This window comes from Citricoccus sp. CH26A (assembly GCF_000224415.1).
In the GTDB taxonomy this organism is placed as follows: domain Bacteria; phylum Actinomycetota; class Actinomycetes; order Actinomycetales; family Micrococcaceae; genus Citricoccus.
Map to the genome: position 1 here is coordinate 87,949 of NZ_AFXQ01000004.1, position 22,866 is coordinate 110,814.

Annotated in this window: 15 protein-coding genes and 2 pseudogenes; 10 read left to right on the forward strand and 7 right to left on the reverse strand. The window is 71.6% G+C overall.

Annotated elements, in window-relative coordinates:
* Window positions 1–6: 6 nt before the first annotated feature.
* Entirely contained in the window at window positions 7–1,620 is a 1,614-nt protein-coding gene (locus tag CITRI_RS0104000; protein ID WP_010143333.1) for a cytochrome ubiquinol oxidase subunit I, read from the reverse strand.
* A 223-nt stretch (window positions 1,621–1,843) separates the two neighbouring features.
* Between CITRI_RS0104000 and CITRI_RS0104005 the strand changes: the two genes are divergently transcribed.
* From CITRI_RS0104005 to CITRI_RS0104025, 5 genes are all read left to right on the forward strand, one after another.
* Window positions 1,844–2,182, forward strand: coding sequence for a BlaI/MecI/CopY family transcriptional regulator (locus tag CITRI_RS0104005; protein WP_010143334.1), 339 nt, complete (start codon window positions 1,844–1,846; stop codon window positions 2,180–2,182).
* Between the two features lie 56 nt (window positions 2,183–2,238).
* Entirely contained in the window at window positions 2,239–3,204 is a 966-nt protein-coding gene (locus tag CITRI_RS0104010; RefSeq protein ID WP_010143335.1) for a M56 family metallopeptidase, read from the forward strand.
* Window positions 3,205–3,321: 117 nt separating this feature from the next.
* Window positions 3,322–4,344, forward strand: coding sequence for a 3-oxoacyl-ACP synthase III (locus CITRI_RS0104015; RefSeq protein WP_010143336.1), 1,023 nt, complete (start codon window positions 3,322–3,324; stop codon window positions 4,342–4,344).
* Window positions 4,341–7,118, forward strand: coding sequence for an alpha/beta fold hydrolase (locus tag CITRI_RS0104020; protein ID WP_010143337.1), 2,778 nt, complete (start codon window positions 4,341–4,343; stop codon window positions 7,116–7,118). The genes CITRI_RS0104015 and CITRI_RS0104020 overlap by 4 nt, the downstream gene beginning before the upstream one ends.
* The gene (locus tag CITRI_RS0104025; protein WP_010143339.1) at window positions 7,115–8,101 is read left to right on the forward strand and encodes an NAD-dependent epimerase/dehydratase family protein; all 987 of its coding nucleotides are present in this window, start codon (window positions 7,115–7,117) and stop codon (window positions 8,099–8,101) included. Before CITRI_RS0104020 ends, CITRI_RS0104025 begins: the two co-directional genes overlap by 4 nt.
* An 88-nt stretch (window positions 8,102–8,189) precedes the next feature.
* Here the strand turns inward: CITRI_RS0104025 and CITRI_RS0104030 are convergent, their stop codons facing one another.
* On the reverse strand, window positions 8,190–8,963 hold the full coding sequence (locus tag CITRI_RS0104030; RefSeq protein ID WP_141565939.1) for a class I SAM-dependent methyltransferase: 774 nt from the start codon (window positions 8,961–8,963) through the stop codon (window positions 8,190–8,192).
* A gap of 10 nt (window positions 8,964–8,973) precedes the next feature.
* A complete protein-coding gene (locus tag CITRI_RS0104035; protein ID WP_010143341.1) occupies window positions 8,974–11,094 on the reverse strand; it encodes a type IIA DNA topoisomerase subunit B in 2,121 nt (706 codons plus the stop codon).
* Between the two features lie 237 nt (window positions 11,095–11,331).
* Between CITRI_RS0104035 and CITRI_RS0104040 the strand changes: the two genes are divergently transcribed.
* On the forward strand, window positions 11,332–11,559 hold the full coding sequence (locus tag CITRI_RS0104040) for a hypothetical protein (RefSeq protein ID WP_010143342.1): 228 nt from the start codon (window positions 11,332–11,334) through the stop codon (window positions 11,557–11,559).
* Window positions 11,560–11,662: 103 nt separating this feature from the next.
* Here CITRI_RS0104040 and CITRI_RS0104045 read toward each other — a convergent pair whose 3' ends face one another.
* From CITRI_RS0104045 to CITRI_RS0104055, 3 genes are all read right to left on the reverse strand, one after another.
* On the reverse strand, window positions 11,663–12,943 hold the full coding sequence (locus CITRI_RS0104045) for an RNA polymerase sigma factor (RefSeq protein WP_010143343.1): 1,281 nt from the start codon (window positions 12,941–12,943) through the stop codon (window positions 11,663–11,665).
* A 326-nt stretch (window positions 12,944–13,269) separates the two neighbouring features.
* Window positions 13,270–14,475 carry a DUF4192 family protein gene (locus CITRI_RS0104050; RefSeq protein ID WP_010143344.1) on the reverse strand — a complete coding sequence of 402 codons (1,206 nt, stop codon included), beginning with the start codon at window positions 14,473–14,475 and terminating at the stop codon, window positions 13,270–13,272.
* 103 nt (window positions 14,476–14,578) lie between these two features.
* Window positions 14,579–15,601 carry a PAC2 family protein gene (locus CITRI_RS0104055; RefSeq protein ID WP_010143345.1) on the reverse strand — a complete coding sequence of 341 codons (1,023 nt, stop codon included), beginning with the start codon at window positions 15,599–15,601 and terminating at the stop codon, window positions 14,579–14,581.
* A gap of 160 nt (window positions 15,602–15,761) precedes the next feature.
* Here CITRI_RS0104055 and CITRI_RS16240 point away from each other — a divergent pair.
* The 4 genes and pseudogenes from CITRI_RS16240 to CITRI_RS0104075 all read left to right on the forward strand — a co-directional run bounded on the left by CITRI_RS16240 (window position 15,762) and on the right by CITRI_RS0104075 (window position 21,112).
* Window positions 15,762–17,302 (forward strand): annotated as a pseudogene (locus CITRI_RS16240) (leucyl aminopeptidase).
* Window positions 17,303–17,452: 150 nt separating this feature from the next.
* Entirely contained in the window at window positions 17,453–18,832 is a 1,380-nt protein-coding gene (gene lpdA / locus CITRI_RS0104065) for a dihydrolipoyl dehydrogenase (RefSeq protein ID WP_010143350.1), read from the forward strand.
* 100 nt (window positions 18,833–18,932) lie between these two features.
* Window positions 18,933–20,746, forward strand: a pseudogene (sucB, locus tag CITRI_RS16245) (2-oxoglutarate dehydrogenase, E2 component, dihydrolipoamide succinyltransferase).
* A gap of 3 nt (window positions 20,747–20,749) precedes the next feature.
* Window positions 20,750–21,112, forward strand: coding sequence for a hypothetical protein (locus CITRI_RS0104075; protein WP_010143353.1), 363 nt, complete (start codon window positions 20,750–20,752; stop codon window positions 21,110–21,112).
* 97 nt (window positions 21,113–21,209) lie between these two features.
* On the opposite strand, the gene CITRI_RS18315 is transcribed toward CITRI_RS0104075, so the two are convergent.
* Window positions 21,210–22,730 (reverse strand): serine/threonine-protein kinase, encoded by a 1,521-nt coding sequence (locus CITRI_RS18315; RefSeq protein WP_010143354.1) that lies wholly within the window; start codon window positions 22,728–22,730, stop codon window positions 21,210–21,212.
* Between the last annotated feature and the right edge of the window lie 136 nt (window positions 22,731–22,866).

Here is a 22,866-nt window from a genome sequence, read left to right on the forward strand (position 1 = left end):
TACCTCTCAGTACGCGAAGGCCAGGACGTCGTCGGCATGGCGGGTGCCGTCACCGGACGGGCCGCCCGGGCCTGCCGGGCCGTCGTGGTCGTCGTGCTCGTCCGCGGTCAGCTCGGGCATCCCGGCCGGCACCCCGCCCCGGACGTAGCGGGTGAGCAGGATGACCTCGACCACCATGAGCACGGCGTAGACGAGGCTCAGCACGATGAGCGAGAACAGCACCTCCCCGGCGGAGACCCCCGGCGAGACCGCGGCCGCGGTGTACATCCAGACCTGGTCGATGCCCGTGGGGTCGGGGTTGGGCACCACGACGAAGGGTTGGCGGCCCATCTCGGTGAAGATCCATCCGGCGGCGTTGGCGCCGAAGGGGGCCAGGATCCCGACCACGGCCAGGCGCATCAGCGGCCTGCTCAGCGGCACGGTGCCCTTGCGCGTGACCCACAGGGCGAGGGCCGCGGCCAGGGCGGCCAGTCCGCCGAAGGTGATCATGATCCGGAAGCCCCAGTAGGTGACCTCCATGACCGGCAGGTAGTCGATCTCCATCCCGGCGCGCTCGCCGTAGATCGGGTCGTCCGGCAGGTGGGTGCCGTACTGCTCCTGGTACTGCGGGATCAGCGTGTTGACGCCCGGCACGTCGGTGGTGAAGTCGTTGTGGGCCAGGAAGGACAGCAGGCCGGGGATCTCGAAGACGCCGACGATGTCGTCGCAACTGGTCGCGCCCTCGCTGCGCAGGTCGGCGACGGAGAGCACGGAGAAGCCGGTGCCGTCGTGGCAGGCGGCCTCGGCGGCGGCCATCTTCATCGGTTGCTGCTGGATCATCAGCTGGGCCTGGGCGTGACCGGTGAACGCGGTGCCCAGGAAGCCGACGATCGCGATCCAGGCCCCCCAGCGCAGCGAGCCCCACCAGACCCGGTAGTCGGTCTCGTCCCGGGCGCGGGAGCCGGTGCTGCCCACGACGACCGTGCCGTCGGGCTGCACGGTGTCGATGCCCTGCTCGCGGCGCTTCCACAGGTGGAACCAGGCGATGCCCAGCAGGAAGGCGCCCGCCACGGAGACGGCGCCGAAGATCGTGTGCGGGAAGTGCACCAGCAGGGTGTTGTTGGTCAGCACCGCCCAGATGTCGTTCATCACGGGGCGGCCGTCCACCATCTCGACACCGACCGGGTGCTGCATCCAGGAGTTCGCCGCGAGGATGAAGTAGGCGGAGAACACGGACCCGATGACGGCGGCCCAGATGGCCGAGAGGTGGATCCTCGCCGGCAGGCGCTTCCACCCGAAGATCCACAGGCCCAGGAACACGGACTCCAGGAAGAAGGCCACGAGGGCCTCCATGGCCAGCGGCGCGCCGAAGACGTCGCCCACGAACCGGGAGTACTCGGACCAGGCCATGCCGAACTGGAACTCCTGGACGATGCCGGTGGCCACGCCCATGATGAAGTTGATCAGGAAGAGCTTGCCCCAGAACTTCGTCATCCGCAGGTACTGCTCCCGGCCCGTGCGGTGCCACACGGTCTGCAGGGTGGCCACCACCAGCCCGAGGCCGATCGTGAGCGGGACCATCATGAAGTGGTAGACGGTTGTGATGCCGAATTGCCAGCGGGCGATGTCCAGGGGATCCACGTGGGCGCCTTTCCCGGCCGCCTCGGCGGGGACGCCGTGGCACAGCCGGATACCGAAGTCTTCTACAGCCTGTAGAAATCGAGGATAGCCTTCTTTTCTACGTGCTGTAGAATATGTCCTGTCCGGACGTGACCAGGCGGTGTGGACCGCCCTCCCGTTCCGGCACCGCGCGCCGCCGAGGCCCGCGGGAGCGAGGAACCGATGACGAGACGAGGAGACCGCAGTGGCCCTGGGTGACCTGGAACGGTCCGTGATGGACCTGCTGTGGGACCACCCCGGCCCCCATACGGCCAACGAGGTCCGCGACACGCTGGCCGGGGACCTGGCCGTGACCACGGTGCTCACCGTGCTGTCCCGCCTGGAGAAGAAGGGGCTGGTCCAACGCGACGGCGGGCGCCGCCCCCACCGGTACGGCGCCGTGTCCTCCCGCGAGGACCACACCGTCGGCCTGCTCAACGAGGTCCTCGGCTCCGTGCCCGACCGCCAGGCCGTGCTGGCCCGCTTCCTGGGCGGCATCGGCCCGGACGAGGCCGCTGCCGTCCGCCGACTCCTCGGGGACTGACCGGTCCACGGCACGCGCCCACCCCGACGGGGCACGGTGCGCCCTAGACTTCCCTCGTGTCCGTCCTGCTGCTCGCTGCGCTGGCCGTGGCCCTGGCCTGGCCGGTCCCGGTCCTGCTCGACCGCGCCCGCTGGGTCCGGCGCGCGCCGGGGACCGCCATGGTGTTGTGGCAGGCCGTGGCCCTGGCCGGCGGACTGTCCCTGATCGGCACGCCCCTGGCCTGGGGGCTGGGTCCCTTCGGTGACCACCTCGGTGAGTCCCTGCCTGCCTTCGTGGCCGCCCTGTCCGACGGGACCTGGGTCGACCGGCTCGCGGAGGACGTCTGGATGCCGGCCCGCATCGCGGCCGTGACCGGTGCCGTGCTGCTGGCGGGCCACCTCGTGCTGACCCTGGCGGTCACGACCTGGCGGACCGTCACGCAGCGGCGCCGCCACCGCCAGATGGTCGAACTGCTCGCCACGCCTCCCGCCGAACGCGCGGTGGAGCAGGCCCACACCCGAGTGCTCCCCCACGACGTCCCCCTGGCGTACTGCCTGCCCGGACTGAACGGATCGCTGACCGTGCTCTCCCAGGGGCTGATCGACCAGCTCTCCGAGCGCGAGGTGAACGCAGTCGTCGCCCATGAGCGGGCCCACCTGCGCCAACGCCACGACCTGTTGCGGCTCGCCTTCGAGTCCTGGCACCGCGCCGTGGCGTGGCTGCCGACCACGGCGACGGCCCGGCGCGCGGTGGCGCAGCTGACCGAGATGCTCGCCGACGACGCGGCACTGAGGTCCCATGACCGCACCGACCTGGTGCGCGCCATCGTCCTGACCGGGGAGGCGGAGGGCATCGCCCGCGGGACGGCCGGCACCGATGCCGGCCGGACGGTGCCGAACGTGCAGGAGGACGGCTCGGTGCCGCTGACCCTGCGGTTCTACCGCCTGCTCGCCCCCGTGCCGCCCCTGTCCGTGACGGTCCGGCTGGCCGTCATCGTCGCGGCCCTGGGACTGATGGCCCTTCCCGTGGTGCTGCTGGCGTAGAAACGGACGGCCTCTCCCGCCGCACCCCATCCCGTGGTTCGATAAGCTGGGACGTCGGCGGCCCTCGCCGCCGATGACCCAGCAGCCCACCGACCCCCCGAACGGACCAGGCCCATAGTGCAAGGCAACGCGATCTTCCGTCACTCCAACGCTTCCCTCCTGTCCGTGACGGAAGTGCTGGCACCTGTCACGGTGACGAGCGATCAGATCGATGACGAGCTGGCCGGCGTGCTCAAGCGCCTGCGCCTGCCGCGCGGACTGCTGCAGCGGGTGGCCGGGGTGGAGGCCCGCCGCAACTGGGAACACCCGGGCCACTTCCAGGACGGCGCCGCCGAGGCCGGCAGGCGCGCCCTGGCCGCGGCCGGAGTGCGTCCGGACCAGGTGGGGCTGATGGTGAACACCTCGGTGACCCGGGAGACGCTCGAGCCCTCCGTGGCGGTGCGCATCCACCACGAGATGGGCCTGCCGACCTCGGCCACCAACTTCGACATCACCAACGCGTGCCTGGGCTTCGTGAACGGCCTGGTGCTGGCCGCCTCCCTGATCGACGCCGGTCAGATCGACTACGCCGTCGTCGTCGCCGGTGAGGACTCCGGCAAGGTCCAGCAGGCCACCCTGGAGAACCTCAAGGACGCTGCGGTGGACCGGGGCAGCTTCATGGAGCAATTCGCCTCGCTGACCCTGGGCTCCGGCGCCTCCGCCGCCGTCGTGGGCCGGACCGACCTGCACCCCGAGGGCCATCGCATCCTGCGCGGCATCACCCGCGCCGGCACCGATCACCACGACCTCTGCGTGGGGGACCACAAGGGGATGTTCACCGACTCGACCGCCCTGCTGCGGGACGGCCTCGAACTGGTCATGGACGCCTGGAACGAGGTCCCGGCCGACTGGGGCTGGTCGGACATGGACCGCTACGTCACCCACCAGGTCTCGCGCCTGCACACCGACTCCATCACCGAGGCCGCCGGCCTGGACCCGGACCGGTTCCCGGTGACGTTCCCCGAGCTGGGCAACGTGGGCCCGGCCTCCCTGCCGATCACCCTCGCCCGCGAGGCCGGCTCCCTCTCCCCGGGGGACCGGGTGCTGTGCATGGGAGTGGGGTCCGGGCTCAACACGGCCATGCTGGAGATCAGCTGGTGAGGGTCCCCGCCTCCCCCGCCGCCCTGCCCGACACCCACGCCCCCGCGGTCCCCACCGGTCTTCCCGGATGGGACCCGGCCTGGAGCCGCTTGGTCACCGTGCGGACCTTCGACGGCGACCGGACCCTGCACGTCCTGGATACCGGTGACGTCCTCGCCGAGGCCGGGCTGGTGCCGGACGGGATCATCCTGGCGGTCCACGGCAATCCCACCTGGTCCTACCTGTGGCGTTCCCTGGCCGCGGCGACCCTCGACGCCGCCCGGTCCGGGGACGGACCGGTATGGCGCGTCGTGGCCCCGGACCAGCTGGACATGGGCTTCTCCGAGCGCCTCGCCCACGGCCGGCTCCCGCGGCCCTCCGCGGCCGGGACGGCGCCGCTCGGCGACGACGCCGGCTACCGGACCCTGGGCGGGCGGATCGCCGACCTCGACGCCCTCGTCACCACCCTCGGACTGGACGCCGCGGCCCGGTCCGGACAGTCGCTGCTCACCCTCGGCCACGACTGGGGCGGTGTGGTCTCCCTGGGCTGGGCGGGCCGCAACCAGGACCTGGTGGACGGTGCCATGACGCTGAACACCGCCGTGCACCGGGACCCCGCCGAACCCATCCCCGCTCCCCTGCGGGCGGCACTGGCCGGGCCCCTGCTGCCCGGGTCCACCGTGACCACCGACGCGTTCCTGAAGGTCACCACCTCCCTCGGGAACCCGCCCCTGGACTCCGGCGTCCGGGCCGCCTACCACCTGCCCTACCGTTCCGCCGACCGACGCGGCGGCATCGGCGGGTTCGTCGCGGACATCCCCGTGGGCCCCGCGCACGGTTCGCACGAGGAACTGCAGCGCGTCTCCCGCGACCTGGCCGCCTTCCAGAAACCGGCCCTCATCCTCTGGGGCCCGAAGGACCCGGTCTTCCTCGACCGTTACCTCGCCGACCTGCTCGAGCGGCTCCCGCAGGCCGACCTGCACCGCTTCGAGGCCGCCGGCCACCTGCTCGCCGAGGACGTCGACATCGCCGGTCCCATCCTGCGCTGGGCCCGGGGCGTGCTGGATCCCTCCGCCGCAGCGGCCCCGGTGGAGCAGGACCGGGACTACCGCCCATTGTGGTCCTTCCTCGACGCCTGGCGCGAGGAACCGGCCACGGCGCTGGTGGACATGGCCGGTGCCGCCCGGCCCCCCGTGAGCTGGAGCCGGCTGGCCGCCGTCGTCGACGCCATGGCCGTGGGCCTCGTGCGCCTGGGCGTGAGGCCGGGAGACCGGGTCTCGATGATGGTCACCCCCGGTCTCGACCTCACCGCGGCGCTCTACGCGTGCCTGCGCATCGGTGCCGTCGTGGTCGTGGCCGACGCCGGCCTGGGCGTCCCGGGCATGACCCGCGCCGTCCGGGCGGCCCGGCCGGACTGGATCATCGGGATGACGCCCGGGCTCACCGTGGCCCGGGCGCAGGGCTGGCCGGGTCGACGGATCTCGGTGTCGACCCTGCCCGCCCTGGTGGCCGCGGCGCTGGGCGTCGAGGACAGCCTGTACCGGCTGGCCGCCGCGCACGCTGGACGGCGCTACGCCGACGGTGACGCCGGGCCGGTCCACGAGCCTGCCGCGGACGACCCGGCCGCGGTCCTCTACACCTCCGGGTCCACGGGACCGGCCAAGGGCGTGGTGTACACCCACGGGCGGCTGTCCGCCCTGTCCGGACTGTTGCGCGACGTGTTCGACGTCCGCCCGGGCTCCAGCCTGCTGGCCGGGTTCGCGCCCTTCGCCCTGCTGGGACCGGCCATCGGGGCCACCTCCATCACCCCGGACATGTCGGTGACCCGGCCGGCCACGCTCACCGCCACGGCAGTGGCCGAGGCCGCGGCAGCCGGCCAGGCGACGATCCTGTTCGCCTCGCCGGCGGCCCTGCGCAACGTGGTCGCCACGGCGGACCGGCTCAGCCCGGACCAGCGGTCGGTGCTGGGCCGTATCGACCTGGTGCTGTCCGCCGGCGCCCCGGTGCACCCGCGCCTGGTCGCGCAGGTCGCCCGGATCTTCCCGGCGGCCGAGATCCACTCGCCGTATGGCATGACCGAGGCCCTGCTGCTCACCGACATCGACCGGCCCACCATCGAGCAGCTGGCCGCTACGACCGGGGACGGAACGCAGGACGGCGTGTGCGTGGGCCGCCCGGTGGGTCCGGTGCGCATCGCCATCGCCCCGTTGAGGGACGACGGTTCCGCCGCGGACGACCTGGTCGAGGGGCCGGCCGCGGCCGGACGGATCGGTGAGGTCGTCGTCTCGGCACCGCACCAGAAGGCCGGCTATGACCGGTTGTGGCTCACCGATGCCCTCAGCCGGCGGGACACCCGTGACGGCCTGCAGTGGCACCGCACCCAGGACGTGGGGCACCTCGACACCGAGGGGCGGCTCTGGATCGAGGGACGGCTCCAGCACGTGGTCACCACGCCGGCCGGACCGGTGGCCCCCGGCGGGCCCGAGGCCCGGATCGACGCCCTCGATACCGTGCTCCGCTCCGCCGTCGTCGGCGTCGGCCCGCGCGGGACCCAGGCCGTGGTGGCCGTCGTGGAGGTCGCCGGGATCCCGGACAGGGGCCGGGTCCGGCCGGGACTGGCTCCCACGGCCCTGGCAGCGGCGGTGCGCGGGGCTGCCCTGCCCGTACCCGTGGCAGCCGTCCTGGTCACCGACCGCGTCCCCGTGGACATCCGTCACAACTCCAAGATCGACCGCAGCCGCCTGGCCCGCTGGGCGGAGGGCGTGCTGGCCGGCGGACGGGTCGGCACCCCGTGAACCGCCGCGTGCTGGTGACCGGGGCCTCCGGCCTGCTCGGCGCCGGGGTGGCCCGGCGGCTGGTGGCGGACGGGGACGACGTCGTGACCCTGCAGCGCCGCCCCTCCGGGGTGGCGGGCGCGCGTGACGTCGCCGGGTCGATCACCGACCCCGGGGCCGTCGCCGACGCCGTGGCCGGCCGGGACACCGTCGTCCACGTCGCCGCCAAGGTGTCGGTCTCCGGCCCCGCCGCCCAGTACGAGGCCGTCAACGTCGCCGGGACACGCACGGTGCTCGAGGCCGCCCGCGCCTGCGGCGTGGAGCGCGTCGTGCACATCTCCTCGCCCTCGGTCGCCCACGCGGGCACGTCCATCGTCGGGGAGGGTGCCGGCCCCGCCGACCCGGAGCACGCCCGGGGACACTACGCCCGGACCAAGGCCGCGGGCGAACTGCTGGCCCTGGCGGCCGACGCGCCGGACTTCCGCGTGCTCGTGCTGCGCCCGCACCTGATGTGGGGACCGGGCGACACCCAGCTGACCGAGCGGATCGTGCAACGGTCCCGCGCCGGACGGATGCCGTTGCTGGGCCCCTCGGCCGCCCTGGTCGACACGCTGTACACGGACAACGCCGTAGACGCCGTGGTGGCCGCCGTGGACGCGGTGGACCACGTCCACGGCGAACCGCTCGTGGTCACGAACGGCGAGCCGCGTCCCGTCGGCGAGCTGATCCGCGGAATGGCCGTCGCCGGGGGCGCCCCCGAGCCGCGGCTGCGCCTGCCCGCCGGCCTGGCGCGGGCGGCTGGATCCGTCATCGAACTGCTCTGGGACGCCGGTGGACTCGGCGCCGACGGCGACGAACCCCCACTGACCGCGTTCCTCGCCGAGCAGCTCTCCACCGCCCACTGGTTCGACCAGCGGCGCACCCGCCAGGCACTGGGCTGGGCGCCCGCCGTCTCCGTCGACGAGGGACTGCGCCGGCTGGCCGCACACTACCGGGCGGACTGAACCGGGCACGACGTGAGGATCCGCACCGGGTCAGAGGTGGCTGGTCGGAGCCGGCGGTGGGGAGCCGAGTGTCACGACCCCCTCCCGGTCAGCGCCGGACGGCGCTCAGGTGGCATTCCGGGTAGGGGTGGCCCTCGTCGGGGCAGACGATGACCCGCCAGGTCTCGGCGAATCCGACCGCGTCGAGGGCCCTGGCCAGCGCCGAGGGGTTCCACCGCCAGGCCGGAGCCACCACGTGGTCGAACTCCTGGGCGTCCAGGTCCGGTTCGAGCAGGCACTGGAAGACCACCAGGACCCGGCACCCGGGCTCGGTGTTCGCGGACCAGGACGCCAGCACCGCGGGGATCTGCTCGGGCGGGACGTGGATCAGGCTGAAGCGCGCCACGATCCCGGCGATGGGCCCGGCCGCTCGCACCTGCGAGGACTCGGCCGGGAAGTGGGCGTCCCCCGGGATCCAGGTCCGGCTCGGATAGCGCTTGCGGGCGATCTCCAGCATCCGCTCGGACGGGTCCACGCCGATCGTCCGGAAGCCCCGGAAAGCCAGTTCCACCGTGACGTGTCCGGTGCCGCAGCCGAGGTCGAGGATGGTCCCGCCACGGGGCAGCGCATCGGCGAACGCATCCAGCGAGTGCCGGTCCAGGGGCCGCTCCCACGGTCCCGGGAACCTCCGGTCGTAGAGTTCGGCCAGGGCGTCATAACCCGGCTGGCCCGTCGGGAGGTCACCGGCGTCCAGGCCCGATCCCGGAACGGCGCCGCCTCCCGCCGTCACACCGGCCGGCCGCTCCGGTTCCGGACCGGTGACCGGGCCCCAGTGGGTCACGTCCCCCGGCTCCATCCGCTGATCATCCCCCTCCTCGCTCATCAGACCATGATCACGCGTCGATGCGTTCGCGGTCGAGGTCGTCCGCGCCGGAGATGATGAAGTCCTTGCGGGGGGCCACGTTGGATCCCATGAGCAGGTCGAACACGTGCTCGGCCTGCTGCAGGGCCTCCTCGGCCTCCGGGATGGTCACTCGCCGGAGCATGCGCTGGCGCGGGTCCATGGTGGTGTCCGCCAGCTGGTCCGCGTCCATCTCGCCGAGCCCCTTGTACCGCTGGATGGGTTCCTTGTAGTTCTTCCCGGCCTTCTGCAGGTCCGCCAGCAGCCGGTGCAGCTCGTTCTCCGAGTACGTGTAGACCACCTCGTTGGCCTTCGACCCGGAGTGGATCACCTCGACGCGGTGCAGCGGCGGCACCGCGGCGTAGACCCGGCCCTCCTCCACCATCGGGCGCATGTACCGGAAGAACAGGGTCAGCAATAGGGTGCGAATGTGGGCGCCGTCCACGTCGGCGTCGGTCATGAGGATGACCTTGCCGTACCGGGCCGCCGAGAGGTCGAAGCTGCGTCCCGCGCCGCCGCCGACCACCTGGATCAGGGCCGCGCACTCGGCGTTGGAGAGCATGTCCCCCACGGAGGCCTTCTGCACGTTGAGGATCTTCCCCCGGATGGGGAACAACGCCTGGAAGTCCGAGGAGCGGGCCAGCTTGGCCGTGCCGAGGGCCGAGTCGCCCTCCACGATGAACAGCTCCGAGGACCGCACGTCCGTGGTGCGGCAGTCCGCCAGCTTGGCGGGCATGGAGGAGGTCTCCAGCGCGTTCTTGCGCCGCTGGTTCTCCTTGTGGGTGCGGGCCGAGACGCGGGACTTCATCTCCGCCACGACCTTCTCCAGGAGCACGGCGACCTGGTTCTTCTCGTGCTTCTTCGACGAGCGCAGGATCGCGCCGAGCTGTTGCTCGACCACCTTGGCCACGATCGGGCGCACCGCGGGCGTGCCCAGGACCTCCTTGGTCTGGCCCTCGAACTGCGGCTCGGCCAACCGGACCGTCAGCACGGCGGTGAGCCCGGCCAGCACGTCGTCCTTCTCCAGCTTGTCGTTGCCCGCCTTCAGCTTGCGCGCGTTGGCCTCCACGACCTTCCGGAAGGTCTTCAGCAGGGCCTGGTCGAACCCGGACTGATGGGTGCCGCCCTTCGGGGTGGCGATGATGTTGACGAACGAGCGGAAGGTCGTGTCGTAGCCCACGTCCCAGCGCAGGGCGATGTCCACCTCGCACTCGCGTTCCACGTCCTGCATGGTCGACCGGCCGTCCGCGCCCAGGACCGGGACCCGCTCGGAGAAGGTCCCGGATCCCTGCAGCCTCCAGACGTCGGTGACCGGGCTGGCCGAGGAGAGGTGCTCGACGAATTCGGAGATGCCGCCGTCGTAGTGGAAGACCTCCTCGACCGGACCGGACTCACCCGCGGTCCCGGCCAGGCGCCGCTCGTCGCGCAGGGTGATCTTCAGTCCCGGGACCAGGTAGGCGGTCTGGCGGGCGCGCTGCTGCAGGTCCTCGTAGGAGAAGGTGGCATCCGGCGTGAAGATCTGCTCATCCGCCCAGTAGCGGACGCGGGTCCCCGTCTGACCGCGCTTGGCCTTGCCGACGACCTCCATGGGCGACTGGTCTGCCGAGGGCGTGAACGGAGCGTCCGGACGGTGCACCGAACCGGGGTCCTGGAACTGTCCCGGCTCACCGCGGCGGAAGGACAGCTGGTGGACCTTGCCGCCGCGGAACACCTGGACGTCCAGCCGTGAGGACAGGGCGTTGACCACGGAGGCGCCCACGCCGTGCAGGCCGCCGGACGCCGAATAGGAGCCGCCGCCGAACTTGCCGCCCGCGTGCAGCTTGGTGAAGACCACCTCGACCCCAGACAGCCCGGTCCTCGGTTCGATGTCCACCGGGATGCCGCGCCCGTTGTCCTCGACCTCGACGGCGCCCCCGGCGTGGAGGGTGATGGAGATCGACTGGCCGAACCCGGCCAGGGCCTCGTCCACGGAGTTGTCGATGATCTCCCACAGGCAGTGCATCAGGCCGCGCGAGTCGGTGGAGCCGATGTACATGCCGGGCCGCTTGCGCACCGCCTCGAGGCCTTCCAGCACGGACAGGTGCCGGGCGTTGTACTCACTGCTGCGGGACATGGGTTTCCTTCACGGTCGATGATCGTCTTTCAGGGTATCGGCATGGCGCCCCGCAGCGTCGGAACCGGGCCGCGCAGGAACGGCGCTCGGTACGCAATCAGCGAAACCGGGCCCGAATAGGGCCCGTCGACGAACAAAAACAGGGCAGAGGTGGTTCCATAGGTGTACTCGATACCGAATCCCCTCGGTCCGCAGGACCGCACCAGGGGTGCAGGGGCAGCAGATGAGGAGGCCATCATGACCACCACGACCGCTACGACGATGGACCCGCCAGTGCTCACCGGCGCAGACCGTTGCGACCGTTGCGGAGCCCAGGCCTACGTCCGCGCAGTCCTGCAGAGCGGCGAACTGCTGTTCTGCGGCCACCACGCCCGTGCCGTGGAGGACACCCTCCGTCCCCAGACCACCCTCTGGCAGGACGAGACCAGCAAGCTCTTCGAGAAGGAGCCGGTGAGCGTGGACTGATCCCGCGCCCCTCCCCCTCTCCCGGACCTGACAGCATGAGGGCCCGCCACCGGACGGTGGCGGGCCCTCATGCTGTCCCCACCCTTCCGGACGGGGCCGCTGATCAGTCCAGGTAGTCGCGCAGGACCTGGGACCGGGACGGGTGACGCAGCTTGGACATGGTCTTCGACTCGATCTGCCGGATCCGCTCGCGGGTCACCCCGTAGACCTTGCCGATCTCGTCCAGGGTCTTCGGCTGGCCGTCGGTGAGGCCGTACCGCATGGCCACCACGCCGGCCTCACGCTCCGCGAGGGTGTCGAGTACCGAGTGCAGCTGTTCCTGCAGCAGCGTGAAGCTCACGGCGTCGGCGGGCACGACCGCCTCGGAGTCCTCGATGAGGTCGCCGAACTCCGAGTCGCCGTCCTCACCGAGCGGGGTGTGCAGGGAGATGGGCTCGCGGCCGTACTTCTGGACCTCGACCACCTTCTCCGGGGTCATGTCCAGTTCCTTGGCCAGCTCCTCCGGAGTGGGCTCGCGGCCGAGGTCCTGGAGCATCTGGCGCTGGACGCGGGCCAGCTTGTTGATGACCTCCACCATGTGCACCGGGATGCGGATGGTCCGGGCCTGGTCGGCCATGGCGCGGGTGATGGCCTGGCGGATCCACCAGGTGGCGTACGTGGAGAACTTGAAGCCCTTGGTGTAGTCGAACTTCTCCACCGCGCGGATCAGGCCGAGGTTGCCCTCCTGGATGAGGTCCAGGAAGAGCATGCCGCGTCCGGTGTAGCGCTTGGCGAGGGAGACGACGAGCCGCAGGTTCGCCTCCAGCAGGTGGTTCTTGGCACGACGGCCGTCGGCGATGACGAGTTCCATGTCACGGCGCAGGCGAGCGTCCTTGACCGGGTTCTCCTTCATCTTGTGCTCGGCGTAGAGCCCGGCCTCGATCCGCAGGGCGAGGTCGACCTCCTGCTCGGCGTTGAGCAGCGCCACCTTGCCGATCTGCTTGAGGTAGTCCTTGACCGGGTCAGCGGTGGCACCGGCCGAGACGACCTGCTGCACCGGGGAGTCGTCGTCCGAGTCGGACACCACGAAACCACCGGCGGTGGCCTCCTCCGCCTCCTCCTCGACAGCCTCCGGGGCGTCCTTCGGCTCCTCCTCCGGCTCGGCCTCGGGGGCGGGCGTGGCGGCCGAGGCCTTGGCGTTCGTCTTGGCGGCCGCCGACTTCGCGGCGCCCCGGGCTGCGCCCTTGGCCGCCGTGGACTTGGTGACGGTCGACTTGGTGGCCCGCGACGTGGCGGTGGACTTCCGAGTGGGCGTGCCGGCCAGCACCGCGCCCTGGTCCTCGGCGCCGGCGTCACCGACGGACGCGTTGGCCTGGGTCTCGGTCTTCTTGGAAGAAGTAGTCACTCATTACCTTTCGTACGGGCGTCCCTGGGGGCCCCTGACGGTCAACACCACTATGACCCTGTCAAGTCCGCGTCGATGGAATCCGGACAGACCGGGACCTCGCGTCCCGGAGCCGGACCCGCGCGCAGAAGCAGGGTCGTGATGTGGTCAACGCCCTGCGGTCCGGTTTTGTTCCCGCCGCTCCCGGTTTTCCCGAACGGCTGCTGGGGCCGTGACGGTCTCCGGACAGGGAGGGGATGAAGCGCGCCGCAGGAGGCCCGACGATTATGCCATGCGCCGGCTCCCACCACGGATCCGCCGGCGGCGGCCCCGGTACGGGCCTTCGTTCAGGACCGGCCCCGTCGCGTGGCCGACCAGGCGGTGGACCTCCGTCTCGCCCAGCCTGAGAGGATCCCGCGGTCGATGACCTCACCGAGGACCTGCGCCAACCGATAGTCCGGGTCCGAGCGCCGGCACTCCTCGATGATGCGCCCGGCCACGGAGCCGCGACCCCGGGCCCATTCCACCCAGGCGACCAGGCAGCGCGCCGCTGCCGCCGGTTCCCCGGCGGCCTCGGACAGCAGCTGTTCGCACGCCGCGCGGAGCCGGGCGATCCGGTCCCAGTCCGGAGCCCGGCGGGAGGCGGCCATCAGCACCGAGGAGTACAGCACCCCGTCGACCTCGCGCGGACTGGCCCCCAGGATCTCGGCCACCTCGTGCGGCACGGCGTGCAGCCACACCGCGCCCGAGACCGCCCGCGGCAGCGTGAAGCTCGCCGCTGCCACCAGCGTGTCCCGCAGGTTCACGTCCGCGAGCCCCCCGAGCAGTCCGGCCCGGGCGACCGGGTCGTCCGGGAGTCCTGCCCCGGACAGGACCTGCTCCCAGTCCCGCAGCCACCCGGCGTGGCCCCCGGAGGGGTCCGTCGCCCCGCAGATCCGCCGGACGGCCTCCTCGAGTGCGGGGCTCATGCTGTCCGCGGGAACCGGCAGTCCACCGTTCGGTGGCTCGTCCTCGACGACGGAGCCCTCCATGATGAACGCGGCGTTCAGGGCGCTGGTCTCGGTGCGGGCCACCGCGGACCCGTGGGCCGTGCACGCGGCCCGGTCGGGACAGTCCAGGTGCCACAGCCTGCCGTGCGCCACCAACCACGCCTCCTGCACGGGCAGCCCGACCGCGGCCAGTTCGATCTCCAGCGCCGCGGCGAGGACCCCCGCGGAGTCATCGTCGGGTCCCGGTCGTCCCGTGGGGTCGCGGAACAGGAACACCAGGCTGCCGTCGGCCCGTTCGTCGGCCGTGAGATGGCCGGCCACCTGGCGTGCGTACCCGGCGAGGGCATTCCCGTCGTCGGTGAGCCGCGGCTCCCAGTCACAGCGCAGGACGGCTCCGAGGTCACGGCCCGCCAGGGCGATGGCCGTGATGCTGTTGCGGGGGACGAACCCCAGGGTGTGCTGGATGTAACTGACCAGGTCGACCGGTTCGACGGCCTTGAGCCTCAGGGGCGTGGACGGTGGCGGATCGGAGGGGAGCCGGTCTGCGGGGAGGTCTGTCTGCATGCCTCCACGCTTCCGTGGCCGCCCGGGACGCGGAAGCGCCCGGCATCCCATCCGTGGAGGGCCGGGCGCGTCCGGTCGGCTGTGCAGTGCCCGCCGGGATGGTTCAGCTCGCGTCGGCCGGACCGGCGCCGTCGTCCTCGCCGGGGAGGTCACCGGGCTGACCCGCCGGCCCGGATTCCGTGTCCTCGTCCCGCGCGTGCCGGGGCTGGCTCTGGAGGTACTCCTCGACGGCGGCACCGAGCTCCTCCGCATCCGGGACCTGTTCGTCCGGTCCCACCAGCAGGGATCGTCCCGTCCCGGAGGAGTGCTGGTCGAAGTTGCGTTCCAGCCCCTGGACCATGGCCGTGATCTCGCCGGAGGACCCGGTCTGGCGGTCGAGCTCCCGGTCCACCTCGCGACCGCGCTCGCGCAGTTCGTCGGTGGGCAGCATCAGCCCGAGGGCGGCGCCCACGTACTCGAGGGCCGCGACGGCGGCCTGAGGGTAGGCGGCATCGGCGAGGTAGTGCGGGACGTGCAGGGTGTACCCGGTGGTACCCCGGCGCTTCTCGTCCAGCCGCACCTCGAGCAGCTGGGCCACGCCGGAGAGCATCCGCGCCTGCGGGCTCCAGGTGGACAGGCCGGCCACGAGCTCGTCCTGGTTGCCGTGGGTGGTCACGCCCAGCGGGCGGGTGTGGGGCACCGGCATGGGCACGGCGTCCACGAGCGCCACCAGCTTCACGTCGAGCTTGTCCACCAGGAACAGCACGGAGGCCACGAAGCGTTCCCACTGGTAGTCGGGCTCGGGTCCGGAGAGCAACAGGAAGGGCCGGCCCAGGGCGTCGGAGACCAGGTGCAGTTCGAGCCGGGGCGAGCGGTAGTCCAGGAACCGGTCCCCGTCGAAGCTGATCTGCGGCCTGCGGGCCCGGTAGTCGATCAGCTGGTCTGCGTCGAAGCTGGCCAGCAGCTTGTGGTCGAGGGAGTCCAGCAGGGTGTGGCGGACCTGCTCGGAGAGGTGCCCGGCATCCAGGTGGCCGCCGAAGACCGCCAGCATGCCCAGTCCTCGCAGAGCCGAGGCACCGTCGAATCCCCCGGCCAGCAGGTCGCGGCCCGCGGCCTCCAGGGTGAACAGCTGGGTGGGGTCCTGCATGGTCAGTCCTTTCGGCAACAGGGTCGCGTGCGACCGGGTACACGTGCAATGTCCAACGCGCGGCGGGCGCCGGGTATTCCGTGGCTAGGATCGACACGGTGGGACGCGGCCTCCCGGTCCCGTCCCCTCGCCCCTTCACCCAACGACGGAGAACGCGCACGTGATCAACGACTTCAGTCCAGTATTGACCGCCATCGGGCCGGACCTCGACAAGTGCACGGCCTCGGCTCTGGTCGTGGGCATCGCCTCCGGCGACGATGGGCCGGTCCTGCTGCCCAGCCCGCTGCCCGACGCCGGCGCCCGCGCCCTGGCCGACTCGCTCGAGGCCCTGGGCGTGACCGGCGCAGCCGACGAGGTGCTGCGCATCCCCGGACTGGATCCGCTGCCGTTCCCCTCCTGGTGCTGACAGGCGTCGGGAAGATCACCGGCGAGCCGGGAGCCGGCGTGTCCGACGAGGCCCTGCGGCGCGCCGCCGGTGCCGCCGTGCGCCAGCTGGCGGGCACCTCCTCGGTGGCGCTGGGACTGCCCGCGGACACCGAGGAGCACCTGGCCGCGGTGGCCGAGGGGGCGGCACTGGCCGCGTACTCGTTCACGGCCTTCCGCTCCGCCGCCGGCCGGGAGAAGGCCAAGGAACCGGTGGCCGAGGCCGCCGTCGTGACCTCCCTGAAGCCGCGGCAGTGCGGACCCGTGCTCGAGCGCGCCGCCGTCGTCGCACGTGCGGTCCGCGCCACGCGGGACCTGGTCAACACCCCGCCGTCCCACCTGTTCCCCGCCTCGTTCGCCGAGGAGGTCACGGACGCGGTGCGCAAGCTGCCCGTGAAGGTCACCGTCTGGGACGAGAAGAAGCTGGCCAAGGACGGCTTCGGCGGACTCCTGAACGTCGGCATGGGTTCCTCCCGGCCCCCGCGGCTGGTGAAGCTCGACTACTCCCCCGCCCGGGCGTCCGCCCACGTCGCGCTGGTCGGCAAGGGCATCACCTTCGACTCCGGCGGGCTCTCCCTCAAGCCCCCGACGTCGATGACCACCATGAAGTCGGACATGGCCGGTGCCGCGACCGTCGCCGCGGTGGTGCGGGCGGCCGCCGAGCTGCAGCTTCCCGTGCGGGTCACCGGCTGGCTGTGCATGGCCGAGAACCTCCCCTCGGCCACGGCCCAGCGCCCCTCGGACGTCATCACCATCTACGGGGGCAAGACGGTCGAGGTCATGAACACGGACGCCGAGGGGCGCCTCGTGCTGGCCGACGGACTGGTCGCCGCCACCGACGAGACCCCGGACGCCGTCATCGACGTGGCCACGCTCACGGGCGCCCAGATGATCGCCCTGGGCACGCGGACGACCGGCGTGATGGGCACCGAGGACCTGCGGGACGAACTGGTGCGGTCGGCCGGTGCCGCCGGCGAGTCCGCCTGGGCGATGCCGATCCCGGACAACCAGCGCGCGTCCCTGGACTCGGCGGTCGCCGACATCTCCAACGTGGGAGACCGCTTCGGCGGCATGCTCACCGCGGCCGCGTTCCTGCGTGACTTCGTCGACGCCGGCCGCGAACCGGACGCCGTCAAGGCCGCTCCCACCCCGTGGGCGCACCTGGACATCGCCGGCCCGTCGTTCAACGAGTCGGGCGCCTTCGGGTACACCCCGAAGGAGGCGACCGGCGTGATGGTCCGCACTCTCGTCCGGTTCCTGCAGGACCGCATGTCCTGATGCGTGTCGGACGCGACCGGTTGAGTAGATCGACCGGTCACGTCCGGCTAAGGTGAAACCCGAGGCACCCCCGTGACGATCCGGTCACGGACCGTCCACCAACCCCAGGGCAACCGGAGACCCCGCTGCCCGATCGTGAGGAGCTCCATCGTGGCCGACAAGGCAACCGCCAAGGAATTCGACGTTCTCATCCTCGGCGGTGGCTCCGCCGGGTACGCCGCCGCACTGCGGTCCGTGCAGTACGGGCTGACGGTCGGACTCATCGAGAAGGCCAAGCTGGGCGGCACCTGCCTCCACTGGGGCTGCATTCCCACCAAGGCGTACCTGCACGCCGCCGAGCTCGCCGACGAGGCCCGGACCAGCTCCAAGTACGGCATCAACACCACCCTGGACTCCATCGACATGGCGGGGGTGCGCAAGTACAAGGACGGCATCGTCGCCGGCAAGTTCAAGGGCCTGACCGGGCTGCTCAAGATGAAGAAGGTCAACGTCATCGAGGGCGAGGGCAAGCTCGTCTCCCAGAACGAGATCGAGGTCGACGGCACCCGCTACTCGGGCAAGAACATCGTCCTGGCCTCGGGCTCCGAGGCCAAGACCTTCGGCCTGCCGATCGGCGGGAAGATCATGACCTCCACCGAGGCCCTGGAACTGGACTACACCCCGAAGTCGGCCATCATCCTGGGCGGCGGCGTCATCGGCTCCGAGTTCGCCTCCGCCTGGAACTCCTTCGGCGTGGACGTCACGATCATCGAGGGCCTGGAGAGCCTGGTCCCCAACGAGGACCCGGCCATCATCAAGGTGCTGACGCGTGAGTTCAAGAAGAAGGGCATCAAGACCAGCCTGGGCACCTTCTTCGAGAAGGTCGAGGAGACCGGCGACGGCGTCAAGGTCACCTTGGCGGACGGCAAGGAATTCACCGCAGAGGTCTGCCTGGTGGCCGTGGGCCGCGGTCCCGTCACCGCGGGACTGGGCTACGAGGAGCAGGGCATCACCCTGGACCGCGGCTTCGTCATCACCAACGAGCGTCTGCACACCGGTGTCGGCAACGTCTACGCCATCGGGGACATCGTGCCGGGCCTGCAGCTGGCGCACCGCGGTTACCAGCAGGGCCATTTCGTCGCCGAGGAGATCGCCGGGAACAACCCGCTGATCGTCGAGGACATCAACATTCCCAAGGTCACCTTCACCGATCCCGAGATCATGTCCGTGGGTTACACCGAACCCAAGGCCAAGGAGAAGTTCGGCGAGGGCAACGTGGAGGCCGTGGAGTACAACCTGGCCGGCAACGGCAAGTCCTCCATCCTCGGCACCGGCGGCGTCATCAAGATGGTCCGCCAGAAGAACGGCCCGATCGTGGGCGTCCACGGCATCGGCAAGCGCATCGGCGAGCAGATCGGTGAGTCCCAGCTCATCGTGAACTGGGAGGCCTACCCGGAGGACGTGGCCGCGTTCGTCCACGCCCACCCGACACAGAACGAGGCCCTGGGCGAGGCCGCGATGGCCCTGAACGGCCACCCGTTGCACGGCTGAGACCACCAGAACGTACACCGGCCCGCACCGTGGAGTCGGGCCGTCAACAACCGTCAGGCCGGCAGGCAGCCGGCACGCACTTGAGGAGAAACGGGACGACATGTCTGAAACCGTGAACCTGCCGGCCCTGGGTGAATCCGTCACCGAGGGCACCGTCACCCGCTGGCTGAAGGAGGTCGGCGACGAGGTCGCCGTCGACGAGCCCTTGGTGGAGGTGTCCACCGACAAGGTGGACACCGAGATCCCCTCCCCCGTGGCCGGGATCCTGGAGGAGATCCTCGTCCAGGAGGACGAGACCGTCGAGGTCAACGCCCCGCTGGCCCGGATCGGTGACGGCTCCGGCGGCGGTTCCTCCGATGCCGGCTCCGACGCCGGTGCCGAGGAGCAGCCGCAGGCCGAGGAGACGACCGAGGAGGCCGCGGGACCGGACACCGACGAGGCCGGGGACACCGACACCTCCGGCCAGGAGCTGTCCTCCGAGCAGGTCGCCGCCGAGGACGCCGAGGAGCGCGGCAGCGGTGAGGCCACCGAGGTCACCCTGCCCGCACTGGGTGAGTCCGTGACCGAGGGCACCGTCACCCGCTGGCTCAAGGAGGTCGGCGACGACGTCGAGGTCGACGAGCCGCTGCTCGAGGTCTCCACGGACAAGGTCGACACCGAGATCCCCTCGCCCGTGGCCGGCAAGCTGCTGGAGATCAAGGTCCAGGAGGACGAGACCGTCGAGGTCGGTGCCCTGCTGGCGCTCGTGGGTTCCGGTTCCGCGGGCGGTTCCGCTCCGGCTGCCGCCCCCGCCCAGGAGGATCAGGCACCGCAGGCCGAGGAGGAGCCCGCCCAGGAGGAGCCCGCCCAGGAGGCGGACGCCCAGCAGGCCCCCCATGCTGAGGAGAAGCCTGCGGAGCAGCCCGCACCGAAGGCCGAGGAGAAGGCCGAGGACAAGCCGGCCCAGGACAAGCCCGCCGCCCAGGCCTCCGCGCCCGGGGAAGGGTACGTCACCCCGCTGGTGCGCCGCCTGGCCCAGCAGAACGACGTGGACCTGTCCGCGGTCGTCGGTACCGGCGTCGGTGGCCGGATCCGCAAGCAGGACGTGCTCGTGGCCGCCGAGGCCGCCAAGGCCTCCCAGGCAGGTGGCCGCCCGCAGGCGCCGTCCGCCGCCCCGGCGGCGAAGGCCGCCGCCAGCACCGTGGACCCGTCCAAGCGCGGTTCCACGGAGAAGGCCCCCCGCATCCGGCAGACCATCGCCCGGCGCATGCGCGAGTCCCTGGACGTGTCCGCCCAGCTCACGCAGGTGCATGAGATCGACATGACCCGGATCGTGGCGCTGCGCAACCGGGCCAAGGGCAGCTTCCAGCAGAAGAACGGCGTGAAGCTGACCTTCCTGCCGTTCATCACCCAGGCGGTGGCGGAGGCGCTGAAGCAGCACCCGAAGCTCAACGCCGAGTACAACGCGGAGACCTCGGAGATCACCTACCACGACTCCGAGGACATCGCGATCGCCGTGGACACCGACAAGGGCCTGTTCGTCCCGGTGATCTCGGATGCCGGTGCACTGAACCTCTCCGGCCTGGCCGGCAAGATCGCCGACCTGGCCGATCGCACCCGGAGCAACAAGATCTCACCCGACGAGTTGTCCGGCGGCACGTTCTCCATCACCAACTTCGGTTCCGTGGGGCGCTGTTCGACACCCCGATCATCAACCAGCCGAACGTGGCCATCCTGGGCGTGGGCACCATCGTGAAGCGTCCCATGGTCATCACCGACCAGGACGGCAACGATGTCATCGCCATCCGCCACATGATGTACCTGTCCCTGACCTACGACCACCGCCTGGTGGACGGCGCGGACGCCGGACGGTTCCTGCAGACGGTCAAGGCACGCCTTGAGGAGGGCGAGTTCGCCCACGAGCTGGGGCTGTAGGGGGTGGAGGTCCTCACCGCGATCTTCGTCGCCATCCACATCGTCTCCGCGGCGGCCATCGTCGGCGGCTGGCTGGCCCACTTCAAGAACCCGACCATCACGACGTCGCAGTGGTGGGGTTCACTGGGCATGATCGTCTCCGGCCTGGTGTTGTTCGGGTTCGCCGAGATGGGTGACGGTCCCGTCAACCGGATCAAGCTCACCGTGAAGCTGGTCATCGGCCTGGCCGTGTTCGTCACCGCCCTGCTGGGCCGCCGTAAGGAGAACAGGGGCGAGCCGGTGCCCACCGGTCTGGCCCATGCCGTGGGTGGCCTCGGCCTGATCAACATCCTCGTGGCCGTGCTGTGGCAGGACTACTCCGCCTGACCACCCGTCGTGCATTCGCTGCGTGCCTCGCAGCGGACACACCACCTCGACCAGGGCGCCTGTCCGGGATCTCCCGGGCGGGCGCCCTCGTCGTTGGTCACCGCTTCGGGTCCCGTCCCTCGACGATCCGTTCGACGCGCCAGCCGGGGCCCGTCCGGACCAGTTCGGCCGTGAACCGTTCCTCGGTGGAGCGCGTCACCTCGTCGACCGTCCGCCCCGCGGTCGTCACCGTCCGGTAGGGACTGATCGTCAGCGTCAGGGGTACCCGGGCCTCGTCGGGGCCTGCGCGCTCGACCCGCCCGGAGACGGTCGTTCGCAGCGCCAGGTCCTCATACCGCAGGCCGCGGCTGTCCAATTCGTCGAGCAGCCTCAAGTCCGCCTCGTAGGCCGGCGAGTCCGGCAGGCTGTAGGCGCGGACGTCCTCCCGGTCCAGCGAGGCCAGGGCCCGCGCCCGGGCCGGTCCCAGGGCGCGCGCCGCCTCCGCCACGTCGCTCGTGCCCCGGCCGCCCGGAGGGCCCGTCGTGCCGGAGGGTCCGGGGGTCGAGGGGCCGGGGGTCGAAGGGCCGGGGCTCGAGGGGGACGGCGTCCCCTGTCGGCCGGTCGTCGCGGGATCGCTGGCCGCTGCCACGGCTGGGTCAGGCGTCGGGGCGGACACCGGGGGGTCTGTCCCGGTCCCGGCCACGCCGGTGGCCAGGACACCGCCGGCCACCGCCAGCGCCGCACCGGCGCCCGCGGCCCACAGGACCGGCCCGCGCCGCCTCCGGCGGGCGGGCTCGGTGCGACGGCGGGTGGGCAGCTCCATGGCCACGTCCGGGCTGGCCGACGGGTACAGGTCCACCGGTTCGGGGGTGGCCCAGCGATAGCAGGCCAGGGCGAAACGTTCGGCGCTTGGCCTGGCACCCGGGTCCTCGGCCAGCCCCGCTTCCAGGAGCGAGACGACCTCGTCCGGGATGTCCGGGACCACCAGCGGCAGCGGGGCGCGGGACGAGGTACGGGCCGGGGCCCGTCCGGTCAGGGCGTACCATCCGACGGCCGCCAGCGAGTAGACGTCCGCGGCCGGATCGAGCCCGCCGTGCCCGTCGTCGGGACCGTCCGCGATCTCCGGGGCGCAGAAACCCGGCGTGCCGGTCCGGACGGAAGCCCCGCCCAGCAACCGGGACGACCCGAGGTCCGAGACCGCCGGACGCCCCTGGACGCTGAAGAGGATGTTCCCCGGCGAGAGGTCACCGTGGACCACGCCGAGTCCGTGCAGGGCCTGCAGTGCCTGCGCCACGGGCACCAGGACGGTCACCACCTGGCCCACCGGCAACGGGCCCGCGGCCCGGACCAGGGAACCCAGGGAACCGCCGGCGTGGTACTCGCTCAGCAGTCCCCGTCCCCGGTCGGTGGACACGACTCCCAGCGGTCGCACCACGTGCTCGTGCCTCAGCTCACCCAGCGCCCGCATCTCGACGTCGAGCGAGGCCGCGGGCAACCCGGCCGATCGGTCCGGGAGCTTCAGGGCGGCCTGCCCGCCCCGACCGTCCTCCACCAGCCAGACCGTCGAGCTGCCTCCCCGGCCCAGTTCACGCCGCACCTGCCATCCCGGCACCGTGGGGGTGTCCCCTGGTGTGCCCATGCTGTCCGGTCCCCTTCCCGTTCCGTCCGCCCCGCCGTCCGGTGCGCTCCCGTGCACTCCCGTGTGCCGTCCTTCCATCGTGCCTCGTTACTCCGCATGGCGTGGCGGGTTATCCACAGGTCCGGGGGGCGAGGCT

Bases quoted from the DNA above. Each gene is read 5' to 3' on its own strand.
- CITRI_RS18315 (WP_010143354.1), bottom strand. From the start codon at position 22,730: ATGGGCACACCAGGGGACACCCCCACGGTGCCGGGATGGCAGGTGCGG.
- CITRI_RS0104055 (WP_010143345.1), bottom strand. From the start codon at position 15,601: ATGCAGGACCCCACCCAGCTGTTCACCCTGGAGGCCGCGGGCCGCGAC.
- CITRI_RS0104035 (WP_010143341.1), bottom strand. From the start codon at position 11,094: ATGTCCCGCAGCAGTGAGTACAACGCCCGGCACCTGTCCGTGCTGGAA.
- CITRI_RS0104030 (WP_141565939.1), bottom strand. From the start codon at position 8,963: ATGAGCGAGGAGGGGGATGATCAGCGGATGGAGCCGGGGGACGTGACC.
- CITRI_RS0104040 (WP_010143342.1), top strand. From the start codon at position 11,332: ATGACCACCACGACCGCTACGACGATGGACCCGCCAGTGCTCACCGGC.
- CITRI_RS0104050 (WP_010143344.1), bottom strand. From the start codon at position 14,475: ATGCAGACAGACCTCCCCGCAGACCGGCTCCCCTCCGATCCGCCACCG.